This is a genomic window from Nostoc sp. CALU 546 (assembly GCF_048836525.1).
Genome location: NZ_JAWJTF010000103.1, coordinates 17,596 through 35,067, shown reverse-complemented (window position 1 = coordinate 35,067; position 17,472 = coordinate 17,596). Strand labels below are relative to the sequence as shown.

The following is a 17,472-nucleotide window of genomic DNA, read 5'->3' as shown; positions in this document are numbered from 1 at the left end:
AAAGCGTTGTTTTAATCAACTACGCAGATAAAGCAGGACAAGGTACAGGATTTCTTGTGCCGGGAAAAAATAAAGAAGTCTGTACCGTACTTACGGCGCGTCATGTAGTACCACCCAGCGCCAAATTACAACTGCAAACCAACGACCAGAAAATCTGGGAAGTAGCAGATATCAAACGCTTCGCCCAGCAAGATTTAGCTGTGGTGATATTTAAACCTGATAATGGAACTTGCCTTTATAAAGCCCTTCCCTTGGGTAATTCTGACAAAGTGAGTCTCGGAGACAATATCTACATCACTGGTTTTCCTGGTAATAGTTTGGCAAAGCAGTTTACTGTCGGTACAGTATCATCAATTGACAGCCAAACCGATGGCTATGGAATTTCCTACAGTGCAACAACCGCAGGAGGGATGAGTGGGGGCCCCGTGATGAATGTAGTGGGAGAAGTGATTGCAGTGCATGGGCGTACCGAATTAGAACTTACTAGACAAGCTGAACTTAAAGGGGAATCACCACCACCACAACAGCAGTCTACAACAATTGCGAATTCACAACCTGGTGATGCAGTTGGCACTTTCAAATGGGGTATTCCGATTAATACATATATGGTAAATGTCTCCAAAATTCTTACGGAAGCGGAGGCTACTCAAAAGTCCCAAGATTTTTTGAATGAAGGCAATGATTACTTTGTCAAAGACAAGTATGAACAAGCGATCGCATCTTATGACAAAGCGATCGCCATCAAACCTGACTACTACGAAGCTTTGCTTTATCGAGGTAGTGCTTTAAATTACTTGCAACGCTATTCCGAGGCGATCGCATCAGACGACAAAGCGATCGCCATCAAACCTAACTACCAAGAAGTTTGGTATAACCGAGGTATTTCCCTAGTTAACTTGCAACGGTATTCCGAGGCGATCGCATCTTATGATAAAGCGATCGCCATCAAACCTGACTACCATGAAGCTTGGCATGGTCGAGGTATTTCCCTAGAGAGGTTGCAGCGCTATTCCGAGGCGTTTGCATCTTATGATAAAGCGATCACCATCCAACCTGACTACCATGAAGCTTGGCATGGTCGAGGTGTTTCCCTAGAGAGGTTGCAACGGTATACCGAGGCGATCGCATCTTATGATAAAGCAGTTGCCATCAAAGCTGACAAGTATGAAGCTTGGACTGCACGTGGGGTGTCACTATGGTACTTAAAACAGTACGATGAAGCGCTCAAATCATACGATAAAGCGATTAGTATCAAACCTGATTATCAAATAGCGATCGATAATCGCAAGAGTTTGCTGGAGCAGCTTGGGCGATCAAATTAGGCGTAAATTTAAGCCTAAAAATAAATTAATGTTATTTACTAGTAGTTGATCCAGCTTTGATATCCTCAGCCGCCAGATAGTTTTCAAAATTAACCTCAGATGAGTTAGCAGTAGCATTAGAGGCATTTGCAGAACCAGAACCTTGTTCAACAGTAGTACCATTCTTCAAAGCTTCTGTCATCCGTCGCAGCGAGTCGTAGCCATCAGCACTAACTTTGAGAGTCACCAACAGATTACAATTGTTGCGATCTAGCTTGGTATTGACGCAGATTACAGATTGGCTGGGTGTTTTTGGGTCAGGACGATAACTCAAACCAATTAAACCATCTTGGCGAAAGGCTTCCAATCGTTGAGCAATTACATCGCAGCGTTTTTGTGTATCCCAATCATCACCAAAGCTGTTGACCATCCTCAGCCAAGGCTTTTTCCCCTGATCGTTACGATACATCACTGTCCACACGTCACCACCATTTTGTGTATCAGGTTGTAAAGCACAAGAAAAGCGGTCTTTTGAACCGAAGCCTGGTGTTTCTGGAGTCCAGCCAGTAGCGACAAGGTATGCCAAAGCTAAACCAGCAACACCTGTCACTGCACCAATAATGCCAACAGTGAAATTCAATCCGTCAAATATGTTTTTAGACATTATGATCTGCCCTCAAATCCGCGTAAGTCCTGGCATTATTAAGATACATCAGCTACGCAATAAATTACGGAAAGAATTTTGAAGAAACTGCGTAGGCGCAGCCCACCGTAGGTATCGCTATGAGAACACGGCTTTATAATGAATGCAAACTAATGAACTATCAGAGATAAAATTGATGATCGTAGAATTAATATAAGTTTTAAATAAAATATGAAAAGATTGTTAATCACTGGAGCAAGTGGTTTTTTGGGATGGCATCTTTGCCAGCTTGCAAAACAAGAATGGGAGATTTATGGCACTTATTTATCCCATCCTTTAGAGATTCCTGGCATGAAAATGTTAAAAGCGAACTTAACAAATTTCCAGGAATTGAAACGTATTTTTAATGATGTTAAGCCAGAAGCAGTCATTCATACTGCTGCACATTCGCAACCAAATTTCTGTCAAACTAACCCTAAAGAATCGCACGCAATTAATGTTATAGCATCCTGCAATATTGCCGGACTATGCGCGGATAATTCTATTCCTTGTGCTTTTACCTCAACAGACTTAGTTTTTGATGGCTTAAATGCCCCTTATGGAGAAACAGATGCCGTGTGTCCTGTCAATCTTTACGGTGAGCAAAAAGCGATCGCAGAAGCAGATATGCTAGAAAGATATCCCATGACCGCAGTGTGTCGAATGCCATTGATGTTTGGTGCAGCAACACCCACAGCGAAAAGTTTTATTCAGCCATTTATTGAAACTTTAAAAACCGAAGAAGAACTAAGTTTATTTATAGATGAATTTCGCACACCAGTAAGTGGAACAACTGCCGCCAAAGGACTTTTCTTAGCATTAGAAAAAGTTAACGGCATCATTCACTTAGGTGGTAAAGAGCGGATTTCGCGTTATGATTTTGGACAGATATTAGTGGAAGTATTTCAACTTTCTGCCACCAAACTCAAATCCTGCCGACAACAAGATGTGAAAATGGCAGCACCTAGACCAGCAGATGTTTCTTTGGATAGTTCCAAAGCTTTTACATTGGGGTATCAGCCTTTATCTGTAAGGGAAGAATTAGAGGCAATACAATTCAGTTAAGGTTAAGTGTTAAAACTAAAAACGGAAATAGGCTATTTTGGGATACGATTATCTCCGGCACGCTACGCGAACTAGCCTCTTTATTCTGACTCCTGAATTCTGACTTCTGAATTCTTCTTCAATTTTACCTTTGATTAAAGTCCGCTTAAACTCATAACCATAAAATGGGGTGTCTCTAAACAATTGGAGACTTGTTTCTTTTTCTTGAGAAAAAGAAAATCATTGATTGATTTCATAACTATTCTACTAGTTATGAATAATCCGTTTGGAAAATAAGCAATTTAGAAACAAGCTATTTTTATAACTTGTAGTTGCAATTGCTTAGAGAAATTTATAGTGAGGAAAACTGAGATGAAATTGGTTTCAAAATTATTGGTTGCTGCTACTACTCTGACTTTAGGTTTTGCTACCGTAGATGCAAAATCTGCATCTGCTGCAATTCTTAATTACGCTTTCACAGTTGATAGTCCAGTAACTAAGGGAAGTGGCTTTTTTAGCTTTGATGACTCAACCTTCAGCAATGACTATAATCCTGAAGCTAGCATTCAGTCACTCTCTTTCAAATTTGATGGCGACTCTACTGTTTACACTGAACAAGATGATGCCAACTACCCAGATTTTCCTCTTGTCTTCCCAACTACATCCTTAACAGGACAAACATATTTTGCATTAGATTATCAGTTCGATGATAAAGCTAATCCTATCAGTTATGAAATTATTGGTGAGGATTTCACAATTTTCTCTAAAACTTCTCCTGATGCTGAACTAATATCAGGCACAGTTTCTTATAGACAAGTTCCTGAACCTACACCTTTAGTTGGCACTCTCTTTGTTTGTAGCCTTGGCTGGATGATGAAGAGGAAAGTAGTATCAATGAAAAAGGTTAAAATCTAACCTTGTTAAGTTGATATTAACAATTTCTTTGCCGAGGATTAATCTCTTTTTAGTAGGCTTTTATGTGAGAAAACAACATCTAACACATTGAGAGCAGAAGAGAAAATTGGGAATTAAAATCTCATTTTGGTCAGGGAATTAGTGATGAATTTTTACTACGATTACCCTGCCTTTTTTGTGTTAGCTGTTGCTGTACTTTAACTTACCTGTTAGTCAGGAGTAGAGGAGTAGAGAATGGTAGATTACCGGAATTTTGAGCAGTTCCTCCACAGTCGAATTAAACGACGCAACTTAATTGTTGGAGCAGGAGCATTATCTGGTTTAGCGATCGCTAACCAATTTTCTTCTCAAAGAGCGATCGCTAGAAGCAGATTTTCCAATTATCCTTTCACCTTGGGTGTTGCATCGGGTGAACCCTATCCTACCAGCGTAGTGATCTGGACTCGTCTTGCTCCTGAACCCCTAAACGGAGGTGGAATGCCACCTTTAAATGTGCCAATTCGCTGGGAAGTAGCAACTGATTCTAGTATGAGGCGGATTGTCTCTAGAGGTACGGTACTTGCAACTCCAGAACTAGCTCATTCAGTTCGAGTTGTGGTAGAAGGACTGCAATCTGATACTTGGTACTGGTATCGGTTTCTTGTCGGTCAAGACGCTAGCCCCGTTGGCCGCACTCGTACAGCGCCTTTAGCAAATAGCTATTTGAATAAATTTAACTTTGGCCTTGTCTCTTGCCAAAACTATCAGCAGGGATTCTATACTGCCTACAAATATCTAGCACAGGAAGACCTCGATTTAGTAGTGCATGTTGGCGATTACATCTATGAAGGGGGAATCTCAAACAATGGCCCCAGACAGCACAACAGTGCAGAAATTGTGACTTTGGAAGATTACCGCAACCGTCACGCCCTCTATAAAACCGATACCAATCTGCAAGCAGCTCATGCAGCGTTTCCGTGGATTGTCACCTGGGATGACCATGAAGTAGAAAACAATTACGCCAACGATATTTCCGAAATTGATACTGAACCAGATCAGGATCGGGCAATTTTCCTCCAACGGCGAGCTATTGCTTATCAGGTTTACTACGAACACATGCCACTCCGCCCCTTCTCGCGTCCTGTTGGCCCCGATATGCAACTTTACCGTCGGCTCTCCTTTGGTAACTTAGCCACCTTCCATGTTTTAGATACCCGTCAATACCGCACCGATCAGCCCTGTGGCGATGGTACTAAAGAACGTTGCCCAGAAAATTTAGATCCGAATGCAACGATTACCGGCAAGGCACAGGAAGATTGGTTATTCGATGGTCTAAATAGCTCAAAAGCTAAGTGGAATGTTTTGGCGCAGCAAGTACCGATTGCTCAACGAGACACAACACCAGGGGAAGGCGGAACTTACAGCATGGATAAATGGGATGGTTATGTGGCTTCGCGCGATCGCCTCATGGCTTTCCTCGGACAGCGCCAGCCCTCTAATCCAGTATCCTTAGCAGGTGATGTGCATTCTAACTGGGCGATGAATCTGAAGGCTAACTTTGATAACCCAGAATCCCCCACACTTGGAAGTGAATTTGTCGCTACCTCAATTAGCTCCGGTGGCGATGGGGCAGACAGCAACCCCAACGTTCAAGCTTACTTACCCGATAACCCACACATTAAGTTCTACAATAATCAACGGGGATATGTTCGCTGTACGCTGACTCCCACAACCTGGAAGACAGACTATTTGGTTATGTCAAACGTCACAACCCCAAATGGCACGATTAGTAAGCGGGCTTCATTTGTGGTTGAAGATGGTCGTCCAGAAATACAACAAGCCTAATCGTCTAATTCCCAGGTATAGCAGGAGGCAGGAGGCAGGAGGCAGGAGGTAAGTAGTTAAACAAAATTAATTACACAAAACTAAGGCATGAAACCCTTATCCAGACTGGAAACTCATGTGTAAATAATTCTGTGCGATTACTTAAAAGTATTACTATTCCTAGCCTTGGGGTTTTCAAAATGTCCTAACCTATGTGGCTACGGCTATATTAGAACCAAACAAAAACAGATAGAAACAGGTAAATCATCAGTGTTTATCTGTTTCTATCTGTTTTTTCATTTTCATTAAAGAGGAGTTAAGAGTTTTAATTCCTAACTCCTAACTTCAGTTTAGTAAGCATCCATTGGCAGACAAGAACAAACAAAATTCCTGTCGCCAAAGGCTGCATCAATGCGGCCGACAGCAGGCCAGAATTTATACTCACGAGTCCAAGGCGCAGGATAGGCAGCTTGTTCGCGAGAATAAGGATGATTCCATTCTCCGGTGATGAGACTTTCAGCAGTGTGGGGTGCGTTCTTCAAAACATTATCTTGGGTATCCACCTTGCCAATTTCTATTTCGGCAATTTCTTGGCGAATAGAAATCAACGCATCACAGAAACGATCCAACTCTTCCTTAGATTCACTTTCTGTAGGTTCCACCATGATTGTACCTCCTACAGGCCAGGAGACAGTCGGCGCATGGAAACCATAATCCATGAGACGCTTGGCGACATCATCGATTTCGATCGCAGCGGATTTTTTTAGCGATCGCAAATCTAAAATACACTCATGGGCAACTAGACCATTTTTCCCCTGATATAAAACCGGATAGTACGATTCCAGTTTTTTAGCCATGTAGTTAGCGTTGAGAATTGCCACCTTAGTTGCATGGGTTAAACCATCTGCACCCATCATTGCAATGTACATCCAAGAAATCACCAGGATACTCGCACTACCCCAAGGCGCAGCCGCAACAGCACCAATATGCTGCGTACTGGGGATTGGGTATTGGGTATTGGGTATTTCCTCTTTCCTAGTCCCCAGTCCCCAGTCCCCAATCCCTACCACAGGATGTCCTGGGAGAAAAGGTACTAAATGAGATGCAACACCAATGGGCCCCATACCAGGGCCACCGCCACCATGAGGAATACAGAAGGTTTTGTGCAAATTTAAATGGCAGACATCTGCACCAATATCTCCAGGACGGCAAATTCCCACTTGGGCGTTCATATTTGCCCCATCCATGTAAACTTGTCCACCATGACTGTGGACAACAGCGCAGATTTCCTGAATTGGTTCCTCAAAAACACCGTGAGTTGATGGATATGTCACCATTAAGGCGGCTAATTCATTGCTGTGTTTTTCTGCCTTAGCCTTCAGATCAGCAACATCAATATTACCTTGTGAGTCACAGGCAACAGCCACCACCTTCATTCCGCACATCACTGCACTTGCTGGGTTTGTCCCATGTGCAGAAGTGGGAATCAAACAAACATTGCGGTGTGCTTCACCCCGATTTTCGTGATACTGACGAATTACTAAAAGTCCTGCGTATTCGCCCTGAGAACCAGCATTTGGTTGTAGAGAAATACCAGCAAAACCAGTAATTTCAGCCAACCATGTCTCAAGCTGCTGGAATAGGATTTGATAACCTTGCGTTTGCGACGCCGGGGCAAATGGATGAATCTTGCCAAATTCTTCCCAACTTACCGGAATCATCTCAGCAGTTGCATTCAACTTCATTGTGCAAGAACCCAAGGGAATCATCGATGTCGTTAGCGACAAGTCCTTGCTTTCCAGCTTGTGCAGATAGCGCAATAACTCGGTTTCTGAGTGATAGCGGTTAAATACTGAGTGAGTGAGATATGTACTTGTACGGGAGAGAGGAAGATGGGAGGATGAGGAAGAAGTTAATTCTTCTAAAGTAAAGGGTAAATCATTTGTACCAGCGAAAATCTTCCAGAGGTCGATTAAGTCTTTTGGTGTAGTTGTTTCATCCAGCGATATACCAACAGTAGTTGCATCAAAAACCCGTAGGTTAATTTGAAGCTGTTCGCTAGCTGTCAAAATATCTTTTAAATTGTGTCTTCCCAGTTCTACTCGCAGCGTATCAAAGAAATCTTTGGAAGCGATGCTGTAACCCAAACGCTTCAGACCTTCCGCCAGCAACACTGTCAAAGAGTGGATATTTTCGGCAATTTGCTTAAGTCCAGTAGGGCCATGATAGACGGCGTACATACTCGCCATCACCGCCAGTAGCACTTGTGCAGTACAAATATTACTAGTAGCTTTTTCGCGGCGGATGTGCTGTTCGCGGGTTTGCAAGGCTAGACGTAATGCAGGTTTACCTTGGGCATCTTTTGATACACCTACAATTCGCCCTGGAACCAGCCGTTTATACTCTTCCTTCGTAGCAAAGTATGCCGCATGAGGCCCCCCAAACCCCAAAGGAATACCAAACCGCTGAGTACTTCCGACAGCAATATCAGCGCCAAATTCCCCAGGAGGGGTCAGTAAAGTTAAACTTAGAGGGTCTGCTGCTACCGTCACCAATGCACCCTTAGCATGGGCTTTTTCGATAAAAGCGCGGTAGTCGTAAATGGTGCCATCACTAGCAGGGTATTGCAGAACAGCTCCAAAAATTGGTTGATCAAAATCAAATGTTTGATGATCGCCAACAATAATCTTAATCCCCAATGGTTTAGCACGTGTTTGCAACACATCAATGGTTTGGGGATGGCAGTCACGAGAGACAAAATAGGCATTTGCCTGATTTTTGGAGACACCATAGCTTAGGCTCATCGCTTCAGCGGCGGCTGTGGCTTCATCCAGTAATGAAGCATTGGCAATTTCCAAACCTGTTAAATCAATAATCAGGGTTTGGAAATTCAGCAACGCTTCTAATCGCCCTTGGGCAATTTCTGGTTGATAAGGAGTGTAGGCAGTATACCAACCAGGGTTTTCTAGGATGTTACGCCCAATCACAGGTGGGGTAATACTGTCGTAATAGCCCATACCAATGTATGAACGGAAAACCTGATTTTTGGCAGCAACTTTTTTTAAAGATGCCAGTGCTGCATACTCACTTTCTGCTGCTGGTAACTTTAGCGGTTGCTTCAGCCGAATTGCCTGCGGAACTGTTTGGTCGATTAGAGCATCCAGGCTGGGAAACCCCAGAACCTTAAGCATTTGCTGGATGTCATCGGAGTTCGGGCCAATGTGTCTTGGCACAAAACTACTTAACTTTTGACTTTTTTCGTCCAGCACTTGCTGCTCATTAGACTTGAGAATAGGGGCGTTCAATACCACAAATTACTCTCCAGATGGTACTATTTCATATTTTGCAATAAATACTCATGAGAAGTAGGTGTAACTTTTCAGTTCATCTAAATTTCATGACTTCTCTTCGGGGGGGAGATGGGGGAGATTAGGGAGAAAATTTTACCTTTTCCTTATTCCCCATTCCCCATTCCCCACTCCCTACTCGCCTTCTACTTGAGCGCGATACTCATCTGCTGTCAACGCATCCTCAACTTCACCAGGGTCATTGACGCGCACTTTCAAAAACCATCCTTCACCGTAGGGGTCTTCTGATACTTCTTCGGGAGAATTAATCAAGGCTTCATTGCGTTCTATAACTGTGCCGGTTACTGGTGAATTCAGTTCTTCAACGGCTTTTACTGATTCAATTGTGCCAAAGTTTTCTCCTCTAGTAAGAGCATCGCCAATTTCTGGCAGTTCCAAAAAGACGATATCACCCAACTCATGTACGGCAAACTCAGTAATGCCTATAGTGGCAATTTCACCATCTATTCGCACGTATTCATGAGAATCCAGGTATCTGAAATCTTGAGGATATTCAAAAGACATATCACTTCCTCTCCCTTATCAAAAAAATTATTGCCCTAACAGTCATCCAAGCCATATCTGGTAATGAACCTTACTGTAGATTGAGTAACTCACAACACATTATTCCTCAAAAACCTTGGCGCTTGTTAGTTGGTGACACGATTTTTTGACCGATAAAAGGGACGTTTAACCACAACTGCTGGATAAGCTTTGCCACGAATTTCAACTTCTAGCTGCTGACCAACAGTTGCTAACTGTGTGGGAACGTAGGCTAAGGCAACGGGATAACCAAGTGTGGGCGATAGAGTTCCACTGGTAACTTCTCCCACGATTTTACCTGCGGATAACACTTGATAGCCGTGACGAGCAATGTTGCGTCCTTGGGTTTGCAAACCTACCAATCGGCGCTGCACTCCACTGGCTTTTTGCTGTGCTAAAACTTCCCGACCAATAAAATCGCCTTTGGTATCTAAGTGAACTAGCCAGCCCAAACCTGCTTCTAAGGGTGTGGTGATGTCATCGATATCTTGTCCGTAAAGTGCCATCGCCGCTTCTAGCCGCAGAGTGTCTCTCGCACCAAGTCCACAGGGAATAACACCAGCTTTATTGAGGGTTTGCCACAATTCTACTCCTACAGCCGGATCTACCATTACCTCAAAGCCATCTTCTCCGGTGTAACCTGTGCGGGCCAGGAAGGCGGGTTTCCCTAGTAGGGTTGCTTCTAGATGTCCGAAGGCTTTGATTGGTCTTAGGTCTTCTTGCACTAAGGGCTGGAGATATTTAATTGCTTTTGGCCCTTGCACGGCAATTAAGGCTTTTTCTGGTGAAAGGTCTTGGAATTGAACCTTATCCAGGTCAAGGTGTTGCAATAGCCATGCTTTATCTTTATTGGAGGTTGCCGCATTGACTATGATGAATGCTCTCTGTATACCAGCAGCGTTTTCACCTTGATAATAAACAATGATGTCGTCAATAATTCCGGCTTGGGGATTTAACAACACGGTGTATTGTGCTTGACCGGGTTGCAAACGACTCAAGTCGGAAGGCACTAATGGTTGGAGTTGGGAAATGAGGTTTTTACCTTGGAGGGTAAATTTGCCCATGTGGGAAATATCGAACATTCCGGCTGTATTTCTTACAGCCTCGTGTTCGCGGCTAATGCCACTAAATTGGACGGGCATTTCCCAGCCGCCAAAGCTAGTAAAGCGAGCTTTGAGTTCTACACCCACTTGATATAAAGGGGTTCGCGCCAGAGATTGGGCGTTGTCTTCTTGATTAGCCACAGGTAATTTTGCGTAGATGCGGAGCAACTTGCCGTTAGGCATCGCACCTCAACATCTATCATCCTAAGAGATGCTTTATGGTTTTACAGCCTTGTGTATCAAATTAGGGCATGGGGCATGGGGCATAGGATTAGGGAAGAGGTGACAGGTCACAGGTGATAGGTAATAATCTGTACCCCTGTAACCTGCACCCTATTCCCTTCTTCACTCCCTTTGTCGCCTTCTGTGAGGTTTAATAGTTAATGGTGCAAGTGTTGAGATTTATTAAGAAGACATTATGAAATATTGGCGACTGTTAGCGAGCTTTGTCTTAGCTATGGTTCTTTTTTGGTTTCCCCTATCGGCACAAGCTGCAAGTTCTTCCAGTATTACCCGTTCTGTGGGTAATGATGAACTTAAGGGCAAAGATTACTCTGGTCAAAGTTTAATTGGCACTGAGTTTACTAATCTCAAATTAGAGAATGCTAATTTTAGCAATGCTGACTTACGTGGCGGTGTGTTTAACGGTAGCGTCTTGGAGGGAGTAAATCTGCATGGTGTTGATTTTAGTGAAGGCATAGCCTATCTCACAAGGTTTAAAAATGCTGATTTAAGTGATGCTGTGTTGACCGATGCAATGATGCTGCGTTCCACTTTTGATGATGTAAATGTCACGGGTGCTGATTTTACGAATGCAATTTTAGATGGGATACAAGTGAAAAAACTTTGTGTTAAGGCAAGTGGTGTGAATTCTAAAACTGGTGTGGAGACTCGCAACTCTTTAGGATGTAAGTAGACTCTCAGCGAATTTTAGATTTTGGATTTTGGATTTTGGATTGGAGATTCAAAATCCAAAATTTAAAAAATAACTTGCCAGGTAATGTGAAACTGTCTGAGTAATTGCCTCACAAATTTGAGTCATACCATTCTTAGGCAATAGGCAATAGGCAATAGGCAATAGGCAATAGGCAATAGGCAATAGGCAAGAAGGCAATAGGCAAGAAGGCAAGAAGGGTTTTTGAGTTGTACGGTTTTTTTCAACAATCAAAGATGATCCTTATAGCATTGCTGACATCAAATAAAGTGTCGATTAACATAGAATTGTGCCTAAATTAGCTAACTACTGGCAGTAGTAAACACCTCAAATGCGATCGCCATAGCTACTAGTTTTTTAAGCGTTATAGTCAACAGTAAATCTGCGGTTGAATGGAAATTTTAGGTAAAAATATACAGTAATTCTGCTAGGTATGAAACTTCAATGAAAAGAGCTAGCAGACTAATGCCATCTTTGATTTGTACCCATAGGATCATGTTGATGATTCCTAAAACAAAAGATGACATCCAAAACCTATTATGTTTGGGGACTAGTAGCCGCTCCAATTGTAGTTACTCTGGCGCTGGGTTTCTCAGCAAGAGCGAATGCAGTTGAGTTAGGCGCTGCCTCTGATTACAATGTGTTTGTTTTGGGAGATATCTCTCAACAATATACAGATATTGAAGGAAAACTTGCTGCTGGCGGTAACGTGAATTTCGTTGGCGGACTTGGAAGCAGACTTTCTGGCAATAGCGGTAACGTCGTAGTAGCTGGGCAAAACTTATCTTTAAGCAACGGTCAAGTCTACCACGGTAATGCTGTCTACGGAGGTAGCGCTAATGTGTCCGGCAATGTGGGATTTCCACAGGGAACCCTCAGCCAGGGTAATCCTATCGACTTTGATGCAGCAGGGAAAGAATTGCGATCGCTATCTGAATATTTAGCAACCTTGACTCCTACTGGTAACACAACAGTTCAACCTTGGGGTGCTATTAACCTGAGTGGAAGTGGTACTGCTTTCAATGTTTTTAATCTTGCAGGCTCATCTGTCTCCAAGACCAACTATTTTGAAATTAAGGGGGATGCAAATTCGACTATCGTTGTCAATATCAGCGGTAAGGATGTGTCCTTGCAAAACTTTGGTTTCAATATCATTGGCACAAATAAACAAAAGGTGATCTACAACTTCTATGAAGCAACAAACCTAACTGCTAGTGGGATTGGCATCGAAGGTAGTATTCTTGCTCCTTTGGCTAATTTCAATTTCAATAACGGTCAAGTTAACGGCAATGTGGTAGTAGCTTCCTTGACAGGAAATGGTGAGTCTCACAACTATCTGTTTAATGGTGATCTGCCAGATGTCCCAACTAAGTACTACACTCAGCCTCCGACTCCGGCTCCGACTCCGACTGCTACTCCGACTCCGGTTCCAGAACCAGCAAATCTTCCAGGATTAGGATTAATTGCTGTAGCATTTGGTTTATTTCGCTACAAACGTAATCAAACAACTTGCCTAAAATAATTAAAAATTTTTGGCAGCATAGCGCATGACGCGAACTTATTTACAGATTTTCGCTCATGCGCTATTTCCTTGCTCCCTACCTTCTACAATAAGGATAGACTTTATTGAGATTTGTATAGTTGGGGATAGGCTGTCATGGCTCCCGCCGTTTTAATTCAAAATCTGCAAAAACGCTACGGTACAGTGGTTGCCGTCCAGGATGTTTCCTTTCAGGTTGAACCAGGAGAAATTTTTGGTTTACTTGGCCCCAACGGTGCTGGGAAAACTACTACCTTGCGTGCCTTGTGTACACTGACCACACCGGATGCTGGCAAAATCGAAGTATCTGGCATCTCTGTTTTAGATAATCCGAGAGTCGCAAGACAACGATTAGGCTATGTAGCTCAGGAAGTCGCTATAGATAAGGTGTTGACTGGAAAAGAACTGCTGCAATTGCAAGCGGCACTTTATCACCTCCCAGGCGCAATAGCCAAACAGCGCATTGAGACAGTCTTAGATTTACTCGGTTTGCAAGAATACGCCAATAAAAAGACAGGAACCTATTCCGGCGGTTTACGCAAGCGCCTAGACTTGGCTGCTGGATTGCTCCATGCACCGGATGTTTTGGTGTTGGATGAGCCAACTGTGGGGCTTGACATAGAGACTCGTTTTGTGGTGTGGGATTTCCTGAGAAAATTACGTGCCTCTGGAACGACGGTAGTAATTACCAGCCATTATTTAGAAGAAATTGACGCTTTAGCCGATCGCGTGGCAATTATAGATCGCGGCGTTGTAATTGCAAGTGGGACACCTTCACAATTAAAAGATCAAGTAGGTGGCGATCGCATCACCTTACGAATCCGCGAGTTTTCTCCCATTGAGGAAGCAGAAATTGCCAAAAATCTCTTGCAATCTTTGCCCTTTGTCCAAGAAGTAATCATCAACAGCGCTCAAGGGAATTCCCTTAACTTGGTGGTGACACCTCAAAACGATGTTCTGATTAACATACAGCAAGCGCTGAATACTGCTGGCTTGCCCATCTTTGGCATCGCCCAATCTCGCCCCAGCCTCGATGATGTTTACCTCGCTGCCACAGGACGCACCCTGATGGATGCAGAACTCGCAGCCGTTGCCACTCGCGATCCCAAAGCTGAAAAAAAGCAAAATATGAGATAGGGAATGGGGAGTGAAGAAGGGAATAGGTGACAGGTTAGAGGGTACAGATTATTCCCTGTCACCTGTCACCTTTACCCTAATCCCAATCCCCAATCGAAAATCCAAAATCCAAAATCCAAAATTGCCATGAGTGTTACTCCTAAATCTGATATCAATTGGCAGCCGCTAGCATCGCCGCAAGCAGATGCTAATACTGCACCTAACTTTTTCGGTGAATTGGTACAAGAGACGCTGGCTTTAACTCGTCGCTTGTTTATTCAGTTGCAACGCCGTCCCTCATCTTTGATTGCTGGAATTATTCAGCCAGTAATGTGGTTGATACTATTTGGCGCTTTGTTCCAAAATGCTCCCAAAGGTATATTTGGTAATACAACAAATTACGGTCAATTTTTGGCTGCTGGCATAATTGTGTTTACAGCCTTTGCTGGGGCGCTAAATGCTGGTTTGCCGGTAATGTTTGACCGTGAGTTTGGCTTTTTGAATCGTTTGCTGGTAGCACCCTTAGCATCACGGTTTTCTATTGTGTTTGCTTCAGCCATCTTCATCATCAGCCAAAGTTTGCTGCAAGCAGCAGTGATTGTAGCAGCAGCGGCATTCTTGGGGGCTGGACTACCAGATGCAGTAGGTTTAAGTGCGATCGCTCTAATTGTCTTACTCTTAGCTTTGGGTGTAACAGCCATCTCCCTCGGTTTAGCTTTCGCTCTACCCGGACACATTGAATTGATTGCAGTGATTTTCGTTACGAACCTGCCATTATTGTTTGCTAGTACTGCTTTGGCACCTCTATCCTTCATGCCTCAGTGGTTGCAGGTTATCGCTACCTTGAATCCTCTCAGTTATGCGATCGAACCAATTCGCTATCTCTATCTCCACAGTGATTGGGGACTAGGTAGTGTAGTAATGCAGGCTCCTTGGGGTGATGTTACCTTTGGGGGAGCGTTGCTGGTGTTGTTTGGCTTTGCCCTTGTCGCCTTGCTGAGTATTCAACCCCAACTGCGGCGGACTCTTGCTTAAAGAGATAAAATAGAGCAATTTTAGCGTCAAAATCCCATGAAAAAACCATTTTTACAAATTACTAGACTCTTTGTAGCCAGCGTGGCAGGAATCAGCTTTGCTTCCTTGCTCATGGCTCAACCCAGTTCGGCTCAAATCAGCAGCCCAGCCGATGCTTTTCCCAGTAATAGTACAACAGACCAAAATACCGACCCTTTCTCCCGCACGAACTCAGATAATTTCAATATGTTTGATCTGATTCATCGGGCGAATTTTGGGACTCTCAACTGGAATTCTGACCAACAGAACGAAAAATTAGACTCAGCAGCAGCAGCATTTAAAGCAAGGCAACAAAAACTAATTCAAGGTCAGCAACAGCAAGCAACCCCCAGTTTGCCAACGGTTACACTACCATCAGTTACACCGCCATCGGCTACACCATCATCAGGTAACTGAAATCAAACAAAGAACCCCAAGCCTTTAGTACAATGCCTAAGCTAGTTTTGAGGGTTTGTAGTAAGCACTTCAGTGCTTAGAAAATAAGGACTAAAGTCCTTACTACGAACTTGTTTCTCAATTTAAACTTGACACACTACTAAGGCTTGGGGTTAAGACTAGTTAAAAAATCCTTAGTTATCAGGTAAAAAACTACAACCCTAGTACAGCTAAAACATCGCTAGCATGGGTGGTGGTATTTACACTGGTGTCAACATGGGTAATTTTACCGCTAGGGTCAATTACGTAAGTAACGCGCTTGGCATAACCGCCGCCATCCACATCGAAAGCTTTGATGAGGGATTTGTCGCTATCGGCCAGTAGGGGAAAATTCAAATTATATTTTTGGGTAAATGCCTGATGGGAGACTTCATCATCTGCACTGACTCCCAAGATTACAATATCTTTTCCTTGATATTGAGACTGGGCATCCCGAAAACTACAGGCTTGTTTGGTGCAGCCTGGCGTGTCATCCTTGGGGTAAAAATACAAAACGACTGTCTTTCCGGCAAAATCAGATAAAGAGACTGTGTTGCCGTTTGTATCTTTGGCGGTAAATGCAGGTGCATCCGTACCAACTGCTAGAGGCATAATTAACCTTTCCTGTTTCAGATTGTTGATGCACTTGAAATTTTACATTAATTTATAATGATTAAATATAATTATCAAAAAATAGCAGAACTATACTTTAGGTAACTAATTTTGGTTAAATAAAATATCTGCTACAAAAAAATCAATTCTAAAATTAATCTTTTTGAGAAGAAAAATTTCTACCCATACACAATGCCTGCTGTTGATTCCCAAAACCCAAATATTTTTGTCTATCCTCAAAGCACAGTAGAAAGAGCCGAGCGATCGCTAGTGTGTTCACCCTTTAACGTATCTTTATTTGAAGTCATGGGACACCAGAGTGTGTCATTAGCTGCGATCGCCTTAGAAAATGGACTAAAGCAGGGCTATACTAAGCGCCCTTTATCAGAATTAGCATGTGATAACGCCCTAGGCTGGCTGATTCAAGTGGGTGTATTGCGTCGAGAAGTCGATGGTCAGGGGATTACAGATAGTTTTCGCCTCACTCCCCTAGGACGCCAGTTGGTGGAACAGTACCAGGGAAAAAATTGGCGGACTGCTTCATGGCGCGATCGTTTATCCGATATTGTGATTCGTTGGTTACGGATACCTTTTTAGAATTAGGACTTACGCAAAACTATACGCTGTAGGGGCAATTCATGAATCATTGGTGTCAACTTAACGCAAAAACTATGTCCCGCAAGGAACTGAAGTTCCAAGAATCATAGCGAAAGTCATCTGAAGATGACTAGATATCCCCAAAAATATTCAGTCTACTTCAGTAGACTTTAGCTATGAGCCAGAGAATTCATTCTCTGGCGGGTTATGAAGCCCGCAGCGAAGCTATTTCTAGCTGAAGTTGACACCAATGTTCATGAATTGCCCCTACATGAAAATCAGTGTTTCGGCTATTGTTTGCGTAAGTCCTGAGAATAAAAAACCAAAGAGTTAGGATTAGGGAATCAAAGGGAACAATATATACGGAAACATCACATCTATTCATGAAGTCTTTACCATAATCATTTGACTTAAATTTGTGAATGGGGCATTGGGAATTAGGCATGG

The 17,472-nt window shown here is 43.1% G+C and carries 16 protein-coding genes; 10 read left to right on the top strand and 6 right to left on the bottom strand.

Annotated elements, in window-relative coordinates; translation table 11 throughout:
• A partial coding sequence (locus RRG12_RS34100; RefSeq protein WP_420762256.1) for a tetratricopeptide repeat protein occupies positions 1–1,322 on the top strand: 1,322 nt, incomplete at its 5' end.
• Positions 1,323–1,353: 31 nt separating this feature from the next.
• Here RRG12_RS34100 and RRG12_RS34095 read toward each other — a convergent pair.
• Positions 1,354–1,965: a COP23 domain-containing protein gene (locus tag RRG12_RS34095; RefSeq protein ID WP_420759662.1), complete on the bottom strand. Its 612-nt coding sequence runs from the start codon at positions 1,963–1,965 to the stop codon at positions 1,354–1,356.
• A gap of 210 nt (positions 1,966–2,175) precedes the next feature.
• Between RRG12_RS34095 and RRG12_RS34090 the strand changes: the two genes are divergently transcribed.
• From RRG12_RS34090 to RRG12_RS34080, 3 genes are all read left to right on the top strand, one after another.
• Complete coding sequence (locus tag RRG12_RS34090; protein WP_420759663.1) at positions 2,176–3,048, top strand: SDR family oxidoreductase; 873 nt, start codon at positions 2,176–2,178, stop codon at positions 3,046–3,048.
• A 351-nt stretch (positions 3,049–3,399) separates the two neighbouring features.
• On the top strand, positions 3,400–3,942 hold the full coding sequence (locus RRG12_RS34085; protein WP_069072680.1) for a PEP-CTERM sorting domain-containing protein: 543 nt from the start codon (positions 3,400–3,402) through the stop codon (positions 3,940–3,942).
• Between the two features lie 234 nt (positions 3,943–4,176).
• Entirely contained in the window at positions 4,177–5,766 is a 1,590-nt protein-coding gene (locus RRG12_RS34080) for an alkaline phosphatase D family protein (protein WP_420759664.1), read from the top strand.
• A gap of 329 nt (positions 5,767–6,095) precedes the next feature.
• Here the strand turns inward: RRG12_RS34080 and gcvP are convergent, their stop codons facing one another.
• The 3 genes from gcvP to gcvT form a co-directional block, all read right to left on the bottom strand.
• The gene (gcvP, locus tag RRG12_RS34075) at positions 6,096–9,056 is read right to left on the bottom strand and encodes an aminomethyl-transferring glycine dehydrogenase (RefSeq protein WP_420759665.1); all 2,961 of its coding nucleotides are present in this window, start codon (positions 9,054–9,056) and stop codon (positions 6,096–6,098) included.
• Positions 9,057–9,227: 171 nt separating this feature from the next.
• Positions 9,228–9,617 (bottom strand): glycine cleavage system protein GcvH, encoded by a 390-nt coding sequence (gcvH, locus tag RRG12_RS34070; protein ID WP_069072677.1) that lies wholly within the window; start codon positions 9,615–9,617, stop codon positions 9,228–9,230.
• 125 nt (positions 9,618–9,742) lie between these two features.
• Positions 9,743–10,879 (bottom strand): glycine cleavage system aminomethyltransferase GcvT, encoded by a 1,137-nt coding sequence (gene gcvT, locus RRG12_RS34065; protein ID WP_069072687.1) that lies wholly within the window; start codon positions 10,877–10,879, stop codon positions 9,743–9,745.
• A 277-nt stretch (positions 10,880–11,156) separates the two neighbouring features.
• Between gcvT and RRG12_RS34060 the strand changes: the two genes are divergently transcribed.
• From RRG12_RS34060 to RRG12_RS34040, 5 genes are all read left to right on the top strand, one after another.
• The gene (locus RRG12_RS34060) at positions 11,157–11,654 is read left to right on the top strand and encodes a pentapeptide repeat-containing protein (protein ID WP_420759666.1); all 498 of its coding nucleotides are present in this window, start codon (positions 11,157–11,159) and stop codon (positions 11,652–11,654) included.
• Positions 11,655–12,192: 538 nt separating this feature from the next.
• On the top strand, positions 12,193–13,194 hold the full coding sequence (locus RRG12_RS34055) for a choice-of-anchor A family protein (RefSeq protein WP_420759667.1): 1,002 nt from the start codon (positions 12,193–12,195) through the stop codon (positions 13,192–13,194).
• Positions 13,195–13,329: 135 nt separating this feature from the next.
• A complete protein-coding gene (locus RRG12_RS34050) occupies positions 13,330–14,349 on the top strand; it encodes an ABC transporter ATP-binding protein (protein ID WP_069072674.1) in 1,020 nt (339 codons plus the stop codon).
• A 126-nt stretch (positions 14,350–14,475) separates the two neighbouring features.
• Entirely contained in the window at positions 14,476–15,363 is an 888-nt protein-coding gene (locus RRG12_RS34045; protein ID WP_420759668.1) for an ABC transporter permease, read from the top strand.
• 36 nt (positions 15,364–15,399) lie between these two features.
• A complete protein-coding gene (locus RRG12_RS34040; protein ID WP_420759669.1) occupies positions 15,400–15,798 on the top strand; it encodes a hypothetical protein in 399 nt (132 codons plus the stop codon).
• Between the two features lie 192 nt (positions 15,799–15,990).
• Here RRG12_RS34040 and RRG12_RS34035 read toward each other — a convergent pair whose 3' ends face one another.
• The gene (locus RRG12_RS34035) at positions 15,991–16,428 is read right to left on the bottom strand and encodes a peroxiredoxin (protein ID WP_420759670.1); all 438 of its coding nucleotides are present in this window, start codon (positions 16,426–16,428) and stop codon (positions 15,991–15,993) included.
• Between the two features lie 192 nt (positions 16,429–16,620).
• Here RRG12_RS34035 and RRG12_RS34030 point away from each other — a divergent pair, with 192 nt between their 5' ends.
• Positions 16,621–17,025, top strand: coding sequence for an Npun_F0494 family protein (locus RRG12_RS34030; RefSeq protein ID WP_069072670.1), 405 nt, complete (start codon positions 16,621–16,623; stop codon positions 17,023–17,025).
• A gap of 205 nt (positions 17,026–17,230) precedes the next feature.
• Here the strand turns inward: RRG12_RS34030 and RRG12_RS34025 are convergent, their stop codons facing one another.
• Entirely contained in the window at positions 17,231–17,470 is a 240-nt protein-coding gene (locus tag RRG12_RS34025; RefSeq protein ID WP_420762255.1) for a hypothetical protein, read from the bottom strand.
• Positions 17,471–17,472: the final 2 nt, after the last annotated feature.

Bases quoted from the DNA above. Each gene is read 5' to 3' on its own strand.
- RRG12_RS34095 (WP_420759662.1), bottom strand. From the start codon at position 1,965: ATGTCTAAAAACATATTTGACGGATTGAATTTCACTGTTGGCATTATT.
- RRG12_RS34090 (WP_420759663.1), top strand. From the start codon at position 2,176: ATGAAAAGATTGTTAATCACTGGAGCAAGTGGTTTTTTGGGATGGCAT.
- RRG12_RS34085 (WP_069072680.1), top strand. From the start codon at position 3,400: ATGAAATTGGTTTCAAAATTATTGGTTGCTGCTACTACTCTGACTTTA.
- RRG12_RS34080 (WP_420759664.1), top strand. From the start codon at position 4,177: ATGGTAGATTACCGGAATTTTGAGCAGTTCCTCCACAGTCGAATTAAA.
- gcvH (WP_069072677.1), bottom strand. From the start codon at position 9,617: ATGTCTTTTGAATATCCTCAAGATTTCAGATACCTGGATTCTCATGAA.
- RRG12_RS34060 (WP_420759666.1), top strand. From the start codon at position 11,157: ATGAAATATTGGCGACTGTTAGCGAGCTTTGTCTTAGCTATGGTTCTT.
- RRG12_RS34055 (WP_420759667.1), top strand. From the start codon at position 12,193: ATGACATCCAAAACCTATTATGTTTGGGGACTAGTAGCCGCTCCAATT.
- RRG12_RS34050 (WP_069072674.1), top strand. From the start codon at position 13,330: ATGGCTCCCGCCGTTTTAATTCAAAATCTGCAAAAACGCTACGGTACA.
- RRG12_RS34045 (WP_420759668.1), top strand. From the start codon at position 14,476: ATGAGTGTTACTCCTAAATCTGATATCAATTGGCAGCCGCTAGCATCG.
- RRG12_RS34040 (WP_420759669.1), top strand. From the start codon at position 15,400: ATGAAAAAACCATTTTTACAAATTACTAGACTCTTTGTAGCCAGCGTG.
- RRG12_RS34035 (WP_420759670.1), bottom strand. From the start codon at position 16,428: ATGCCTCTAGCAGTTGGTACGGATGCACCTGCATTTACCGCCAAAGAT.
- RRG12_RS34030 (WP_069072670.1), top strand. From the start codon at position 16,621: ATGCCTGCTGTTGATTCCCAAAACCCAAATATTTTTGTCTATCCTCAA.
- RRG12_RS34025 (WP_420762255.1), bottom strand. From the start codon at position 17,470: ATGCCTAATTCCCAATGCCCCATTCACAAATTTAAGTCAAATGATTAT.